We start from the raw sequence: 14982 nt of genomic DNA, 5'->3' as shown, positions 1-14982 counted from the left end.
ATGGCAGCTATTTACCCTCTTCAGGCACGGGATTGGCGGCCACGCCGTGCTGAGCAAACCAATCCAGCATCCGCCGCCAGCCGTCCAGAGCCGACTCTGCATGATAGCTAGGGCGGTAGTCAGCATTAAACGCGTGTCCTGCCTCGGGATAAACAATGATTTCCGCATCCGCATTCGCGGCGCGCAATGCTTGCCGCATAGTGTCGATGTGCTCTTGCGTGATACTGCCATCTTTACCGCCATACAGCCCCAGCACCGGAGCACTGAGATCGATGGCAACATCAACCGGATATTTCGGCAGTAGTAAGGTTTTTTCACCCACCAGTTTGCCATACCAAGCCACGGCGGCTTTGAGTTGTGGGTTATGGGCGGCATACAACCAAGCCATTCGGCCACCCCAACAGAATCCCGTTATCGCCAATTTGCTGGTATCGCCGCCATGACGAGAGGCCCAGTGTGCCGCGTGATCAAGGTCGACCATGACCTGACGGTCTGGCACTTTGCTGACCAGATTTTTAACTAACGCATTGATATCCTCATACTCTTTGGCATCACCTTGACGAAAAAATAGCTCTGGTGCGATAGCCAGATATCCCTGCTTCGCCAGCCTGCGGCAAATATCCTGAATGTGCTCATGCACGCCAAAAATCTCCTGCACAACAATCACCACAGGATATGGCCCCGTGTGTTGGGCGGGCTTGGCAATATATGCCGGCAATTCGTCGCCCTGAGACGGAATCGTGGTTTCTCCGCAGTAAATACCTTGTTGATCGGTATGGCGGGTCGTCGAGGCTAATGGTGCTACCGCAGGTGTGAATCCGCCTGCTGCCTGTCTGAGAGTCATCAGTAGATCAGTTTTCACTGTGGTCTCCTTGCATATGAGGAAAAGTAACTCGATAAACTATTATTACTCGATAAACCATGGCTGTTGTGTTGCTCATTATCGACTTTAACTATAGGTAATATTTGAGATTAATGAGTTCCAGTTTTGTCGTAACGAACCGCTTTGTGGTGATAGGGAGGGCATTTGATAAGTCAGGCTGATAAATACTGAAAAGATATTGATACAACATTAATCAATGAGTTCTATCATTGCTATTCGCACACAAATAACGACGACAGCGGGCTGGTTTTGGATGATAAATAGCCTCAATCAATATTAAACGTGACTGATATCACAATTAAAATGTATTCACTATTATCATTTCTTTTATCAAAGTGATTGTCATCACGAAATAATGTGATGATTTTGAGTAAAGTATTTCTTTGTACCTCCCTACAACATCTCTCATGAAAGAGGAGTCTCACACATGGCTAAATCCGACGTTTTTCACCTGGGCCTGACTAAAAATGATCTGCAAGGGGCGACTCTGGCTATCGTGCCGGGTGATCCACAGCGTGTTGAGAAAATCGCTAAATTGATGGATAACCCAGTACATCTGGCTTCTCATCGTGAATTTACTTCATGGCGCGCGGAATTAGACGGCAAAGCCGTGATTGTTTGCTCAACAGGGATTGGCGGCCCTTCGACGTCGATTGCGGTTGAAGAGTTAGCACAACTTGGTGTCCGGACTTTCCTACGTATTGGTACTACTGGTGCTATCCAGTCACATATTAATGTTGGTGATGTTTTGGTCACCACAGCAGCGGTGCGTTTAGACGGTGCCAGCCTGCACTTTGCACCAATGGAATTCCCGGCCGTGGCGGATTTTGCTTGTACAACCGCACTGGTTAATGCCGCAAAATCTGTGGGTGCAACTACCCACATTGGTGTTACCGCCTCTTCAGATACCTTCTACCCGGGGCAAGAGCGCTACGATACTTTCTCCGGCCGTGTTGTTCGCCGCTTTAAAGGCTCCATGGAAGAGTGGCAATCTATGGGCGTGATGAATTATGAAATGGAATCTGCCACCTTGCTAACCATGTGTGCCAGTCAGGGCCTGCGTGCCGGTATGGTCGCCGGGGTGATTGTAAACCGCACCCAGCAAGAAATCCCGAACGAAGAAACCATGAAAGCGACCGAAAGCCACGCGGTGAAAATTGTGGTAGAGGCAGCGCGTCACCTGCTGTAACCGGCGGTTACTGGGCCAAGTGCCAGTCAACATGTGATGAGCGGGTCAGTTTACTGGCCCGTTTTTTATTTCAGCTCATTATCTGATAAGGTCACCACTCTTATCTATCCCGCGTATTTGACGCTGCGCAGATCTTCGCCCCATCTGCAATGCCAAGTTCTTTGGATATAATGGACAATAATAAGAGGAAATCATGAAGACAGCCGCTCTCTCTCATCCTTCCCTGCTGCCATTGGATGGCGGTATTAACTTTCGTGATCTCGGCGGTAACCTTGCCGCTGATGGTCGGCGCATCAAGCGCGGTCTGCTATTCCGCTCTGGTTCACTCGATCGCTTGAGTGCCAAAGATTGTGATGTGCTTAGCAGTGGTCCTGTAGCTCAAATTCTTGATTATCGTGATGCGGATGAAGTTCAGGCCAAGCCCGATGTGGTCTGGCAAAGGGCGAGTTATCACAACATTCCAGCCAACCCGTTGAGTAGCGAGGTGAATGCCAATCTGGAGAAACTGACTAATGAGACCTTGGCCGCATTTGATGCCCGCGCTTTTATGTTAGAGCTTTACCACCGATTGCCGTTTAATAATCAGGCTTATAAGCAACTGGCAGGATTGTTGCAAAACTGCGCTTCATCAGAGCATGATGCTGCCAGTGTCGTACAACATTGTGCTGTCGGGAAGGACCGTACTGGTATTGGTTCGGCGCTGGTGCTATTTGCCTTAGGCGCTGATGAATCAACAGTATTGGAAGATTACCTGTTGACCGAAACCACACTGGCACCTTTTCGCGAACATATGCTGGCCGAGTTGTCACTGAAACTCAACGACCAAGCGCTAGGCCAATTTGCTTTTGTCTTATCAGCCAGAGACGAGTTTATTCAAACCGCGCTGCGCAGTATTCAAGAGCGATATGGCAGCCGTGAACAGTGGTTGCAACATGAATTTGGTCTGGGCGCTGTTGAACGTGAAAAGTTACAGTCCTATTTTTTAGAGTAATGTTTTCCATAGGAAAATCGTTTTCTTACATGCTAGTCGCCCACCTTACCTTGCATTGAGCCACCACTGAGCGGCTCTTTTTAACCGCTTAATGATGCAAACTACCGCTTAACCAGATCACTGATATTTCTCTTAGGCGTCAGGCGTATGTTAACGCCTGACAAATTCCCTGGAGAGAATGCTCATGCAACATGCGATTACCTTTGTTATCGCCTCCGCTTGTATCTTGACAATCTGCTACCGTTTATACGGTATCTTTTTTGTTCGTAAGGTACTGCGGGTCGATGATAGTGAAGTCACACCTTCCCACACCTTTGAAGATGGTAAAGATTACGTTCCGACTAAAAAATGGGTGAACTTTGGTAGCCACTTTGCAGCAATTGCTGCGGCTGGCCCCTTGGTTGGCCCTGTGCTGGCAGCCCAATATGGTTATTTACCCGGTTTCCTGTGGTTACTGATCGGCTGTGTTATTGGCGGTGCCGTTCACGATACTGTGGTTCTATTTGCGTCAATGAAGCATCAGGGGAAATCCCTGTCTGAAGTCGCTAAATCAGAACTTGGACCAGTCGCTGGCTGGTGCACGGGTCTCGCAATGCTGTTCATTATCACGATTACCATGGCTGGGTTATCCATGGTGGTGGTACATGCTTTGGAACGTAACCCTTGGGGGACTTTCGCGGTATTCATGACAATCCCTATCGCTATCTGTGTGGGTTTATGGGAACGCATGACCGGCAGCATGAAAGGGGCTTCTTATGTCGGTATTGCTGCTATCATGGTGTGTGTATTTGTCGGCCCTTACATTGAAGGCACCTGGCTCGGCGACTGGTTAATGCTAAAAGCAGATACCGTAAGCATTATTTTGCCAATGTATGCTTTCTTTGCGACCGCCTTACCTGTTTGGATGTTATTGACCCCTCGAGGTTACCTTTCCAGTTTTATGAAGATCGGTGTGTTCGGTGCGCTGATTGTTGGTGTTGTCTTTATTAACCCCGAAATTCAATTCCCAGCATTAACTCAATTTATTCATGGCGGTGGCCCAGTATTGGCTGGTCCCGTCTGGCCGTTTATCTCTATCACTATTGCCTGTGGCGCTATCTCTGGTTTCCATGCCTTTATCGGCTCAGGGACTACGCCAAAACAGATCGACAAATGGAGCGATATCCTGCCCGTCGGCTTTGGTGCGATGCTGGCCGAATGTATGGTTGGGGTTATGGCTCTGATTGCGGCAACGTCTCTGCATCCTGCTGACTACTTCGCTATTAACTCTTCCGCTGAAGCCTGGAGCTTGCTGGGTATGGAAGTGGTTAACCTGCCACAACTGAGCCAAGAAATTGGCCTCGACCTATATGGTCGTACCGGTGGTGCTGTCACCTTAGCCGTCGGTATGACGGATATCTTCATCCGTGTGCCATGGTTCAGTAGCATGGCTGCATACTTCTTCCAGTTTGTTGTTATGTTTGAAGCCGTATTTATCCTAACCGCTGTTGACTCAGGCACCCGTGTTGCTCGTTATCTGCTGCAAGATTTCTTGGGCGATATTTGGGCACCACTGAAACGCACCGATTGGTTACCTGGCACCCTTGCCTGTAGTGTTATCGCTTGTGCACTATGGGGTTATCTCCTTAACTCTGGTGACATCAACTCGGTTTGGGCGTTATTCGGTGTCTCTAACCAGTTAATGGCTTCTGTTGGCTTAATCATTGGTGCCACTATTATTCTGCGGCTGGCAACCAAACGTATCTATATGCTGACCTGTGTAATCCCTCTCGCTTATCTATTTGTCACCGTAAACTATGCGGGCTATTGGATGATCACTCACGTGTACTTCAACTCAGCAGCCAAGGGTTACAACCTGTTCAACGGCATCATCTCTATTATCATGATGACACTGGGCGTCATTATCTTAATATCAGCACTGAAAAAATGGCGCGAACTGTGGATCCGCAGATCTGCCGAAATGGCGGGTAATAAAGTAGTGACTGCCAACGCCTGATATCTTTAATTCATTGCGTTAACCTATATAAGCGGTCGGAATCCTCCGGCCGTTTATTATTTGTTAAGCCAAAATAGCGATACATTGAGTATGCTAATGGCCACTTTATTAACAATAGGAAAACGCATGTGACCCTGAATGACATCATTACTATCATTATTGATTTTGTTCGCGAACATGAGTCATGGGCCATGCCTATCGTCTTTATTCTCGCTTTTGGTGAGTCCCTCGCCTTCCTTTCCTTATTGCTGCCTGCAACGGTTATCCTGCTCGGGTTGGGCGCACTGATTGGTGAAAGTGGTATCTCTTTCTGGCCTATTTGGGCCGCTGCTGCTGCTGGTGCTTTTTTTGGCGACTGGGTCTCATACTGGGTTGGTATCCATTACAAAGAACGTGTCAGCACTCTATGGCCATTTTCCCGAAACCCCCAGCTACTCGTGCGCGGCCATGCATTCTTTGAGCGTTGGGGATTCTTTGGTGCTTTTATTGGCCGCTTCTTTGGCCCATTACGCGCAGTTGTTCCTTTAGTTGCAGGTATCTGTGCCATGCCAAGATTTTATTTCCAGCTAGCCAATATCACTTCTGCCCTCATTTGGGCTTTCGGCATTTTGGCTCCAGGCGCATTCGGTATTCAGTGGTTTGCTCGCTGGATAGATTAAGCCTATAAGTGGCATGCCGGTAGCCAGCGGAGGACAGTTTTAGCCTAATCTTGTGCAAGATGGCGAGCGCTTTTTTATCTGCTTGTTATTTATGCGCACCGCTTCGCAAGACAGAATGTAACGGAAAAAACACTCTGGACATCCATACAGTATCCCCTTACCTTGACTGACATTAGGTTAATGGGGAGATAACCGTGGATATCAGTTTATTTTATGGGCTTGGGGGTTGCCTTATTGGCGGGCTGATGGGTTGGTTGATCGCCAATTTGTCTCAGCAGCGCAATAAAGCACAGCAAGATATTGAGCGGCGATTACTGGAGCAGGCATTACAGCAAGCTCAGCAGAATACAGCAGATTTACAGGCGACCTTGCAACGAAATGAGCAGCAATTACGGCAAGGGGAGCTGGAGCTGCGCAATTTGCACAGCCAACTCGCGGCAAATGCTGAAAAACTGCAACAGTTGGCTCATTGGCGTAGTGAATGTGATCAACTCAATCAAGAGTTGCGTGCTCAAAGAGAAGTGAATAGCGCCCAAGAGGCAGAACTGCGGGAAGTGACTATTCGTTTGGAGGAGACGCGCCTGACAGCTGAAGAGAAGCAGCGTTTACTCCTTAACAGTGAGCAGCGGCTGACCACGCAATTCGAAAATCTGGCTAACCGCATCTTTGAACAAACCGGACGACGCGCGGATGAACAAAATAAGCAGAGTTTAGATCGCTTATTGTTGCCCTTACGAGAGCAACTGGATGGCTTCCGTCGACAAGTTCAGGACAGTTTCGGGCAGGAAGCTCGAGAACGCCACACCCTGACCCACGAAATTCGTAGCCTACAACAACTTAATGCCCAAATGGCCCGAGAAGCGCTGAACCTAACCAAGGCGCTGAAAGGGGATAATAAAACTCAGGGGAACTGGGGAGAGGTGGTTCTGGCTAAAGTGCTGGAAGCATCGGGGCTGCGTGAAGGCTATGAGTATCAAACTCAGGTGAGTGTAAAAATTGATAGCAATAGTCGCATGCAGCCGGATGTTATCGTCCGCTTGCCGCAGGGTAAAGATGTTGTTATTGACGCTAAAATGTCGCTGGTGGCTTATGAACGTTACTTTAATAGCGAGAATGATGTTGAGCGCGAAGTCGCATTGAATGAGCATTTATCGTCGCTGCGTGCCCATATCAAAATGTTAGGCCGTAAGGATTACCAGCAACTTCCTGGCTTACGTTCACTTGATTATGTATTGATGTTTATCCCAGTAGAGCCTGCCTTTTTAGTGGCTATCGACCGCCAACCTGAATTGATCAGTGAAGCACTACAGCACAACATTATGTTGGTTAGCCCGACAACACTGCTGGTGGCTTTACGGACTATCACGAATTTATGGCGTTACGAGCATCAAAGCCAAAATGCGCAACGTATCGCTGAGAGAGCCGCCAAACTCTATGACAAATTGCGTTTATTTGTTGATGATATGGAGTCATTGGGGCAAAGCCTCGATAAAGCGCAGCTAAGTTATCGTCAGGCAATGAACAAACTGTCGCAAGGCCGTGGTAACCTGATAGGGCAAGTTGAAGGTTTTCGCACTCTGGGGGTCGAGGTAAAACGACCTATTAGTCCATCATTGGCAGAGAAAGCCAGCATGGAAGATCAACCAGAGGGTGATTTAGCGCTATCCGATGATGCGGAATCAGAGGCATACCCAGGTAAGATGGGAATAGATGATCCCGCACCGCTGAAGTATCAGGGTTAGTTGCATGTTCCTCTTCTGTATGATGTTGAGAAGACTGCGGTTAAGCAGTCGCCTTAATACCAGGTGAGGTGGGGCTTTCATCGGAGTTCTGGTACACTTCCTCGAAAGATTGACTGAAAAGCAGGCATAAAAAATGGTAGATCAGGAGAAGGAAACCACTCATTTTGGTTTTCGCACCGTAGCCAAAGAAAAAAAAGAAGGCATGGTGGCAGAAGTTTTTCATTCCGTAGCCGCTAAATACGATCTGATGAATGATCTGATGTCGTTCGGTGTTCACCGTATTTGGAAGCGTTTTACCATTGACTGTAGCGGTGTTCGTCGCGGTCAGCGGGTATTAGATCTGGCAGGTGGTACTGGCGATTTGACAGCCAAGTTCTCTCGCCTTGTGGGTGAACAGGGTGAAGTGGTTCTGGCTGATATCAATGAATCTATGTTGCGTATGGGCCGCGAAAAGCTACGTGACAAGGGTATTGTCGGTAATGTCAGTTATGTACAGGCTAATGCCGAGGCACTCCCTTTCCCTGATAATTACTTTGATTGCATTACTATTTCATTTGGTTTGAGAAATGTAACCGAAAAAGAAAAAGCACTGCGTTCAATGTTTCGAGTCTTAAAACCGGGTGGCCGTTTGCTCGTTCTTGAATTCTCTAAACCGCTTTTGGAGCCTTTGAGCAAAGCCTACGATGCTTACTCCTTCCATATCTTGCCTAAAATTGGTGAACTTGTGGCTCAGGATTCTGAAAGTTACCGTTATTTGGCGGAATCTATTCGGATGCATCCTGATCAAGAAACGCTCAAAGGCATGATGATAGATGCTGGGTTCGAAAACGTAACTTATTCCAATTTAACCGGTGGTATTGTTGCATTACATCGGGGCTTTAAGTTTTAACAGGAATATGAGCATGCCGCTAAGATCACTGATATTTAAGCCATTTTCATTAAAACCTACACTACTGTCGCCACTCATAACAGCCACTATAGAGACATCATTAAATAGTGTGTTATTTCGCGATAAGAGCATGAAAACTGCGCGTTTACGCCTAGTTGGGAAGGTATTGCGTATCGAGTTACGTGAGATGAGCTCCCCTTTGCTACTCATATTCAGCGAACGGCAGGTGGATGTTTTAAGTCAATGGGATGGTGATGCGGATTGCATAGTGAAAACGGAAGTTGCTGTATTAGCCAAATTGCGTGATCGGCAGCAACTTTCACCTTTAATGCGCAGTGGTGAGTTGATCGTTGAAGGTGATATTCAGGTAGTTCAGCAACTCGTTGCACTTTTGGATCTCGCTGAGTGGGACCCCGCTGAATGGTTGGCACCCTACATCGGTGATATTGCAGCAGAAACCATAGGGCAGATAGTGCATAAGAGTCACCATTTTATCCGTGAGCAATTGCGACAGCAGCAACACTATCTAGCTGAAGCCATAACTGAAGAGTGGAAAATGGCTCCGGCACCACTGGAAGTAGTGTGGTTCAACGAAGAGGTTGATGCCACTGCTCGAGCGACAGAGGCTTTGAGTGCCAGATTGGCAACCATGGAGACAAAACAATGACGCCAGGAGAACTTCGGCGCCTGTATCTAATTATTCGGGTTTTTTTGAGCTACGGGCTTGATGAACTCATCCCGAAGATACGTTTGACGCTACCACTGCGCATTGGCCGTTATCTATTTTTCTGGCTGCCAAATCGCCATAAAGATATGCCATTGGGTGAGCGCCTGCGCCTTGCCTTACAAGAATTAGGGCCCGTCTGGATCAAATTTGGTCAGATGATGTCCACTCGTCGTGATCTCTTCCCACCGACAATTGCCGATCAACTTGCGATGTTGCAGGATCGGGTTGCCCCATTTGATGGCGCACTCGCAAGAAAGCACATTGAGATAGCGATGGGTGGGCCTTTAGAAACATGGTTTGACGATTTTGACCAGCAAGCGCTGGCTTCTGCCTCTATTGCTCAAGTACATACCGCGCGCTTAAAGCATAACGGTCAAGAAGTGGTGCTTAAAGTTATTCGCCCCGATATCTTGCCAATTATCAAAGCAGATGTGCGCTTGATGTACCGTTTGGCGGGCTGGGTCCCCAAACTGTTACCTGATGGACGCAGATTACGTCCCCGCGAAGTGGTGCGTGAATACGAAAAAACACTGCTTGATGAGCTTAACCTGCTACGTGAAGCGGCTAATGCAATTCAATTGCGCCGTAATTTTGAAAACAGCCCCATGCTCTATATCCCAGAGGTCTATTCAGACTATTGCCGGGAAAGTGTCTTGGTGATGGAGCGTATTTACGGCATACCGGTCTCTGATATTGCCGCTTTGGAAGCTCAAGGCACAAATATGAAGCTGCTGGCTGAGCGCGGGGTTCAAGTCTTCTTCACTCAAGTTTTCCGCGACAGTTTTTTCCATGCGGATATGCATCCAGGGAATATTTTTGTCAGCTATGATCATCCCCATGATCCGCTCTATATCGGTATTGATTGCGGCATCGTCGGATCATTGAACAAAGCAGATAAGCGCTATCTTGCTGAAAATTTTATAGCTTTTTTTAATCGTGACTATCGGCGGGTTGCTGAACTGCATGTCGATTCCGGCTGGGTTCCTCGTGACACCAATGTTGAAGATTTTGAATTCGCTATTCGTACTGTTTGTGAGCCTATTTTCGAAAAGCCACTGGCAGAGATATCATTCGGGCATGTGCTGTTGAATCTCTTTAATACGGCACGCCGCTTTAATATGGAAGTACAACCGCAACTCGTGTTGTTGCAGAAAACTTTGTTATATGTCGAAGGATTAGGGCGTCAGCTATACCCTCAGCTTGATCTCTGGACGACGGCCAAACCTTTTCTTGAAAGTTGGCTACGTGATCAAGTCGGTCTGCCAGCAGTCATTCGTGCATTGAAAGAAAAGGCTCCTTTCTGGGCAGAAAAGTTTCCTGAGTTGCCGGAACTGGTTTACGACAGTCTGCAGCAGCATAAACTATTACAACAAAGTGTGGATAAGCTCACTATACAGATACAAGGCCAGCAACAACGTCAGGGGCAATCACGGTATTTGTTCGGTGTTGGCGCTACACTATTAGTGAGCGGTACTATTTTATTCTTGGCTAATGAAGTTGAGCTTTCAATAGGATTTATTACTGCGGGCGTCTTGGCTTGGTTTATTGGGTGGCGGCGTACCCGTTAAGGTATTTATCTCTCAGAATGTCGGGTTATCGATTATTAGATAACCCTGAATTATGTAAACTTGTTCAGTAAGCTATGAGCTAGTTCAAAATGCGGTAAGTTAGATAAGTATTCACAGAGGCTATATGACGTATAATAGAGTTCTCTGTGGAATAACCCCTGTAAATAGAGGTACATGTAATGGGCGGTATAAGTATTTGGCAGTTGTTAATCATTGCCGTGATCGTCGTTCTGCTGTTTGGTACAAATAAACTGCGGACGTTAGGGTCAGATCTGGGTGCATCTATCAAGGGTTTTAAAAAGGCCATAGGTGATGATCCACAAACCCCTCCAACGAATGCTGACAAAACCAGCAATGATGCTGATTTTGCAAAATCGATTACTGAAAAACAGCAGCCAGCAGTCAAAGCTGAAGAAACTAAGAGCCACGATAAAGAGCAGGGATAAGCTGTGTTTGACATTGGGTTTAGTGAACTGCTACTGGTTCTTGTCATCGGTCTGGTCGTACTTGGGCCGGAACGGTTGCCTGTGGCTGTCAGAACAGTCTCTGGCTGGATTCGTACATTGCGTTCACTTGCAGCAACAGTGCAAAACGAATTGGCGCAAGAGCTTAAGGTGCAAGAGTTACAAGATAGCTTAAAGAAAGTAGAACAGGCTGGCTTGCAAAATCTGACACCTGAACTGAAGGCTTCGATGGATGAACTCAAAGAGGCCGCTGAAGCGCTGAAACGCACCTATCAATCTGACACTAGCTCGGAAGCGCCGCATACAATCCATAATCCATTGGTGACTGAGCCTGAAGCTATTCATGATGGCGTCACACCTGCTGAGTCAGCAACTCAAGCCTCGGCATCACCGCAAGTGCCGGAGATGAGCGACATGAATACGCCGGTAGACACTAAACCCAGTGTTGAGGCTGCGCCTGATAGCTTTGATAAACCCATTCTTCAGGGTGAGGCATTTGCTAAGTCCACTTCCTCGGTAGATGGGGATGCTTTGCCTGTTACGAAAACATCCGTTAACAAGGCTCATACTGCCGCAATGGATCCCCATAGCACAGACTCACTTAGTGCTGAACAACCTCGAATTCACCAACCTGGCGGCGATCGGTAAACATGGCTGTTGATGATACCCAACCCCTTATCACGCATTTGATAGAACTGCGTAAGCGACTATTGAATTGCATAATCACTGTTTTAGTGGTTTTTTTGGTATTGGTCTTTTTTGCCAATGATATTTATCATCTGGTTTCAGCACCCTTGATCAAACAACTCCCTGCTGGCTCCAGTATGATTGCGACCGACGTTGCATCGCCTTTCTTTACCCCAATTAAATTGACGATGATGGTCTCGGTTTTTGTTTCAGCACCGATGATCCTTTATCAGGTCTGGGCATTTATTGCTCCTGCACTGTATAAGCATGAACGTCGGTTGATGGTTCCACTATTGATATCCAGTAGCCTCTTATTCTATCTGGGTATGGCGTTTGCGTACTTTGTCGTTTTCCCGTTAGCCTTTGGTTTTTTTGCTAAGACAGCGCCAGAAAGTGTGTTGATCGCAACGGATATCACTAAGTACCTTGATTTTGTTATGGCGCTTTTTATGGCCTTCGGCATCTCTTTTGAAGTCCCGATTGCGATAATTCTCTTATGCTGGGCGGGAGTTACAACGCCTGAGGCATTGAAGAAAAAACGCCCTTATGTGTTTGTTGGGGCGTTTGTTGTCGGCATGCTTCTTACCCCCCCAGATGTGTTATCGCAGACGCTATTGGCGATCCCGATGTATCTGTTATTTGAAGTTGGTGTGTTCTTTGCCCGTTTTTATACTGGCAAACAGCGCCGCACAGATATTGAGGAAGAGGATGAAGAAGCCGATAACCATCCGAAAGTACCCTAAATCGATACCTTGATGTTTTAGCCGCCCTTTGGGGCGGCTTCTGTTTGGGAACGCTCATGTTTGATATTGGCGTGAATTTAACAAGTTCACAATTTGCAAAAGATCACACTCAGGTCGTTGTTCGCGCAAAAGATGCTGGGGTTACCGGTATGCTTATCACGGGGACTGATGCTGAAGAAAGTCAGTCTGCACTTGAAATTGCCCTCGCCAATTCGGGATATTGCTGGTCAACTGCCGGTGTTCATCCTCATCAGGCGAGCACTTGGCAAACCCACGTTGAACAGCAAATTAGAATATTAGCGGCTAATCCCTCAGTGGTGGCTATTGGTGAGTGTGGATTAGATTTCAACCGCAATTTCTCTACCCCCGCAGAGCAAGAGATGGCATTTACTGCCCAATTGGCACTGGCTGCTGAACTCTCTTTGCCCGTATTTTTACATTGCCGCGATGCCCACGAGCGTTTTATTACGTTGCTTTCGCCTTGGTTAGATAAAATTCCGGCAGCGGTTGTACATTGCTTTACCGGTAGTGCTAATGAATTAGATTCCTGTCTTGCCTTGGGCTTATCGATTGGTATCACCGGTTGGGTTTGCGATGAACGTCGTGGCCTTGAACTGAGAGCGATGCTGCCACGTATTTCCGCCCAGCAGTTGTTATTAGAAACGGATGCTCCCTATTTATTGCCACGGGATATACATCCTAAACCTGCTTCCCGTCGCAATGAACCCTGCTTTTTGCCCCATATCGTCCAACAGGTTGCTATTTGGCGACAAGAAGACCCTCAATGGCTAGGGCAGAAAACTGATGAAAACGCCCGCCGGATTTTCCGGTTGGTTTAGTTAGGAGAACAATATGAGCTATGCATTCCCCGGCACCTTTCCTGGTCGCCGTATGCGCCGTGTGCGCCGTCATGATTTCAGCCGTCGTCTGGTCGCTGAAAATCAGCTGACAGTCAATGACCTGATCTATCCGGTGTTTGTCATGGAGGGGGCGAACCAGCAGCAAGCGGTATCATCAATGCCGGGTGTTTCGCGCATGACGATAGATCTTCTGATAAAAGAGGCAGAGGCCATTGCCAAGCTTGGTGTCCCAGTCATATCGTTGTTCCCAGTCATCGAGTCTGGTTCGAAATCATTGCACGCGGAAGAAGCTTATAACCCGAATGGTTTGGTGCAACGCACCGTGCGCGCATTAAAAGACGCAGTACCAGAATTAGGGATTCTTACCGATGTCGCTCTCGATCCCTACACTACCCATGGGCAAGATGGCGTGATTGATGCTGATGGCTATGTCATTAATGACATTACGAAAGAGATTTTAGTGCGTCAGGCATTATCACACGCTGAAGCTGGCGCTGAGATTATCGCCCCGAGCGATATGATGGATGGCCGTATCGGCGCGATTCGCGATCAGTTGGAACTACAAGGCCTAGTGAATACACAAATCATGGCATATTCAGCGAAATATGCCTCTTGTTACTATGGCCCATTCCGCGATGCTATTGGCTCCAGCAGTAATTTGAAAGGGGGTAATAAAAAAACCTACCAAATGGACCCCGCTAACAGTGATGAAGCTTTGCAAGAGATAGCGCAGGACTTGCAGGAAGGCGCTGATATGGTGATGGTGAAGCCTGGAATGCCTTATCTTGATGTTGTGCGTCGGGTGAAAGACACCTTTGGTGTGCCAACCTTTGCCTATCAGGTCTCGGGTGAATATGCTATGCACATGGCTGCCATTCAGAATGGCTGGCTGCAAGAAAAACCAACGGTGATGGAGTCACTATTGTGCTTTAAACGTGCGGGTGCGGATGGGGTATTAACCTATTTCGCGAAGCAGGTGGCGCAATGGTTACATGATGATCAAATGCAGCGTTAACGTTTGAGCATGGATAATAAGGTAGGTACGGCTGTGCCTACCAAGAATCGTGTTTGAATTGTTCTAGGCAGAAATATTATTGTTTTTCGAACTGGCGATTTTCCAGACTCTGTATCACTTGGCTATTAAGCATATTCAGTAGCAACATTGACCGTGCTTCACCATCAGGTTCAGTATAAATCGCCTGTAATCCGGCAAAAACACCTTCAGTAATCGTCACAATATCACCGGGCAGAGGCACTTCTGGTGCAATGATCTTATCCGCAGTATGAGATTGCATCTCGGTAATAACGATAGCGGGTATCACCGCAGGCTGTGCACCAAAACGGACGAAGTGGCTGACACCTCGAGTTGCACTGATCGTGGTGGTATGAATATCTTCCGCATTGAACTCTACAAACAGATAGTTGGGGAATAAAGGCTCCGTCACCTCAGCACGTTTCCCTCGAACTATTTTTTCGATAATCACTAACGGTGTCCAGCAGTTCACTGCTTGGCGCTCTAAATGCTCTTTGGCGCGCAAAAGCTGACCACGTTTACAATATAATAAATGCCACTGTTTCATAATG

General features: G+C 47.4%; 15 protein-coding genes. 13 read left to right on the top strand and 2 right to left on the bottom strand.

Translation table 11 applies throughout. The features are described from left to right. Window positions 1-7: 7 nt before the first annotated feature. A complete protein-coding gene (locus HRD69_RS03920; RefSeq protein WP_004875868.1) occupies window positions 8-862 on the bottom strand; it encodes a dienelactone hydrolase family protein in 855 nt (284 codons plus the stop codon). A gap of 448 nt (window positions 863-1310) precedes the next feature. On the opposite strand from HRD69_RS03920, the gene udp reads away from it, so the two are divergent. The 13 genes from udp to hemB all read left to right on the top strand — a co-directional run bounded on the left by udp (window position 1311) and on the right by hemB (window position 14413). Beyond that, window positions 1311-2072, top strand: coding sequence for a uridine phosphorylase (gene udp / locus HRD69_RS03915; RefSeq protein ID WP_004875869.1), 762 nt, complete (start codon window positions 1311-1313; stop codon window positions 2070-2072). A 193-nt stretch (window positions 2073-2265) separates the two neighbouring features. Next, complete coding sequence (locus tag HRD69_RS03910) at window positions 2266-3063, top strand: tyrosine-protein phosphatase (RefSeq protein WP_004875870.1); 798 nt, start codon at window positions 2266-2268, stop codon at window positions 3061-3063. 184 nt (window positions 3064-3247) lie between these two features. Continuing rightward, the gene (locus HRD69_RS03905) at window positions 3248-5059 is read left to right on the top strand and encodes a carbon starvation CstA family protein (RefSeq protein WP_004875871.1); all 1812 of its coding nucleotides are present in this window, start codon (window positions 3248-3250) and stop codon (window positions 5057-5059) included. Window positions 5060-5187: 128 nt separating this feature from the next. After that, window positions 5188-5718, top strand: a complete 531-nt coding sequence (locus HRD69_RS03900; RefSeq protein ID WP_004875872.1) for a DedA family protein — start codon at window positions 5188-5190, stop codon at window positions 5716-5718. Between the two features lie 194 nt (window positions 5719-5912). Then, complete coding sequence (gene rmuC, locus HRD69_RS03895; protein WP_004875873.1) at window positions 5913-7460, top strand: DNA recombination protein RmuC; 1548 nt, start codon at window positions 5913-5915, stop codon at window positions 7458-7460. 133 nt (window positions 7461-7593) lie between these two features. Beyond that, window positions 7594-8349 carry a bifunctional demethylmenaquinone methyltransferase/2-methoxy-6-polyprenyl-1,4-benzoquinol methylase UbiE gene (gene ubiE, locus HRD69_RS03890; protein WP_004875874.1) on the top strand — a complete coding sequence of 252 codons (756 nt, stop codon included), beginning with the start codon at window positions 7594-7596 and terminating at the stop codon, window positions 8347-8349. Between the two features lie 13 nt (window positions 8350-8362). Further along, a complete protein-coding gene (gene ubiJ / locus HRD69_RS03885; protein WP_032814903.1) occupies window positions 8363-9016 on the top strand; it encodes a ubiquinone biosynthesis protein UbiJ in 654 nt (217 codons plus the stop codon). Continuing rightward, on the top strand, window positions 9013-10644 hold the full coding sequence (ubiB, locus tag HRD69_RS03880; RefSeq protein ID WP_032814904.1) for a ubiquinone biosynthesis regulatory protein kinase UbiB: 1632 nt from the start codon (window positions 9013-9015) through the stop codon (window positions 10642-10644). The genes ubiJ and ubiB overlap by 4 nt, the downstream gene beginning before the upstream one ends. A 179-nt stretch (window positions 10645-10823) precedes the next feature. Further along, complete coding sequence (gene tatA, locus HRD69_RS03875; protein ID WP_004875877.1) at window positions 10824-11090, top strand: Sec-independent protein translocase subunit TatA; 267 nt, start codon at window positions 10824-10826, stop codon at window positions 11088-11090. Between the two features lie 3 nt (window positions 11091-11093). After that, window positions 11094-11756: a Sec-independent protein translocase protein TatB gene (tatB, locus tag HRD69_RS03870; protein ID WP_004875878.1), complete on the top strand. Its 663-nt coding sequence runs from the start codon at window positions 11094-11096 to the stop codon at window positions 11754-11756. Window positions 11757-11758: 2 nt separating this feature from the next. Continuing rightward, on the top strand, window positions 11759-12538 hold the full coding sequence (gene tatC / locus HRD69_RS03865; RefSeq protein ID WP_004875879.1) for a Sec-independent protein translocase subunit TatC: 780 nt from the start codon (window positions 11759-11761) through the stop codon (window positions 12536-12538). Between the two features lie 56 nt (window positions 12539-12594). Next, entirely contained in the window at window positions 12595-13377 is a 783-nt protein-coding gene (tatD, locus tag HRD69_RS03860) for a 3'-5' ssDNA/RNA exonuclease TatD (RefSeq protein ID WP_004875880.1), read from the top strand. 13 nt (window positions 13378-13390) lie between these two features. Next, window positions 13391-14413 (top strand): porphobilinogen synthase, encoded by a 1023-nt coding sequence (hemB, locus tag HRD69_RS03855; protein WP_004875881.1) that lies wholly within the window; start codon window positions 13391-13393, stop codon window positions 14411-14413. Window positions 14414-14489: 76 nt separating this feature from the next. Here the strand turns inward: hemB and rfaH are convergent, their stop codons facing one another. Beyond that, complete coding sequence (gene rfaH, locus HRD69_RS03850) at window positions 14490-14978, bottom strand: transcription/translation regulatory transformer protein RfaH (protein WP_004875882.1); 489 nt, start codon at window positions 14976-14978, stop codon at window positions 14490-14492. Window positions 14979-14982: the final 4 nt, after the last annotated feature.

Origin of the sequence: Yersinia mollaretii ATCC 43969 (assembly GCF_013282725.1) — a bacterium.
GTDB lineage: Bacteria > Pseudomonadota > Gammaproteobacteria > Enterobacterales > Enterobacteriaceae > Yersinia > Yersinia mollaretii.
This window is presented reverse-complemented; position numbering and strand designations above follow the sequence as displayed.

Coding starts and splice junctions, on each gene's coding strand:
- ubiJ (WP_032814903.1), top strand. CDS start 8,363: ATGCCGCTAAGATCACTGATATTTAAGCCATTTTCATTAAAACCTACA.
- tatA (WP_004875877.1), top strand. CDS start 10,824: ATGGGCGGTATAAGTATTTGGCAGTTGTTAATCATTGCCGTGATCGTC.
- ubiE (WP_004875874.1), top strand. CDS start 7,594: ATGGTAGATCAGGAGAAGGAAACCACTCATTTTGGTTTTCGCACCGTA.
- HRD69_RS03905 (WP_004875871.1), top strand. CDS start 3,248: ATGCAACATGCGATTACCTTTGTTATCGCCTCCGCTTGTATCTTGACA.
- rfaH (WP_004875882.1), bottom strand. CDS start 14,978: ATGAAACAGTGGCATTTATTATATTGTAAACGTGGTCAGCTTTTGCGC.
- ubiB (WP_032814904.1), top strand. CDS start 9,013: ATGACGCCAGGAGAACTTCGGCGCCTGTATCTAATTATTCGGGTTTTT.
- tatC (WP_004875879.1), top strand. CDS start 11,759: ATGGCTGTTGATGATACCCAACCCCTTATCACGCATTTGATAGAACTG.
- hemB (WP_004875881.1), top strand. CDS start 13,391: ATGAGCTATGCATTCCCCGGCACCTTTCCTGGTCGCCGTATGCGCCGT.
- HRD69_RS03910 (WP_004875870.1), top strand. CDS start 2,266: ATGAAGACAGCCGCTCTCTCTCATCCTTCCCTGCTGCCATTGGATGGC.
- tatD (WP_004875880.1), top strand. CDS start 12,595: ATGTTTGATATTGGCGTGAATTTAACAAGTTCACAATTTGCAAAAGAT.
- udp (WP_004875869.1), top strand. CDS start 1,311: ATGGCTAAATCCGACGTTTTTCACCTGGGCCTGACTAAAAATGATCTG.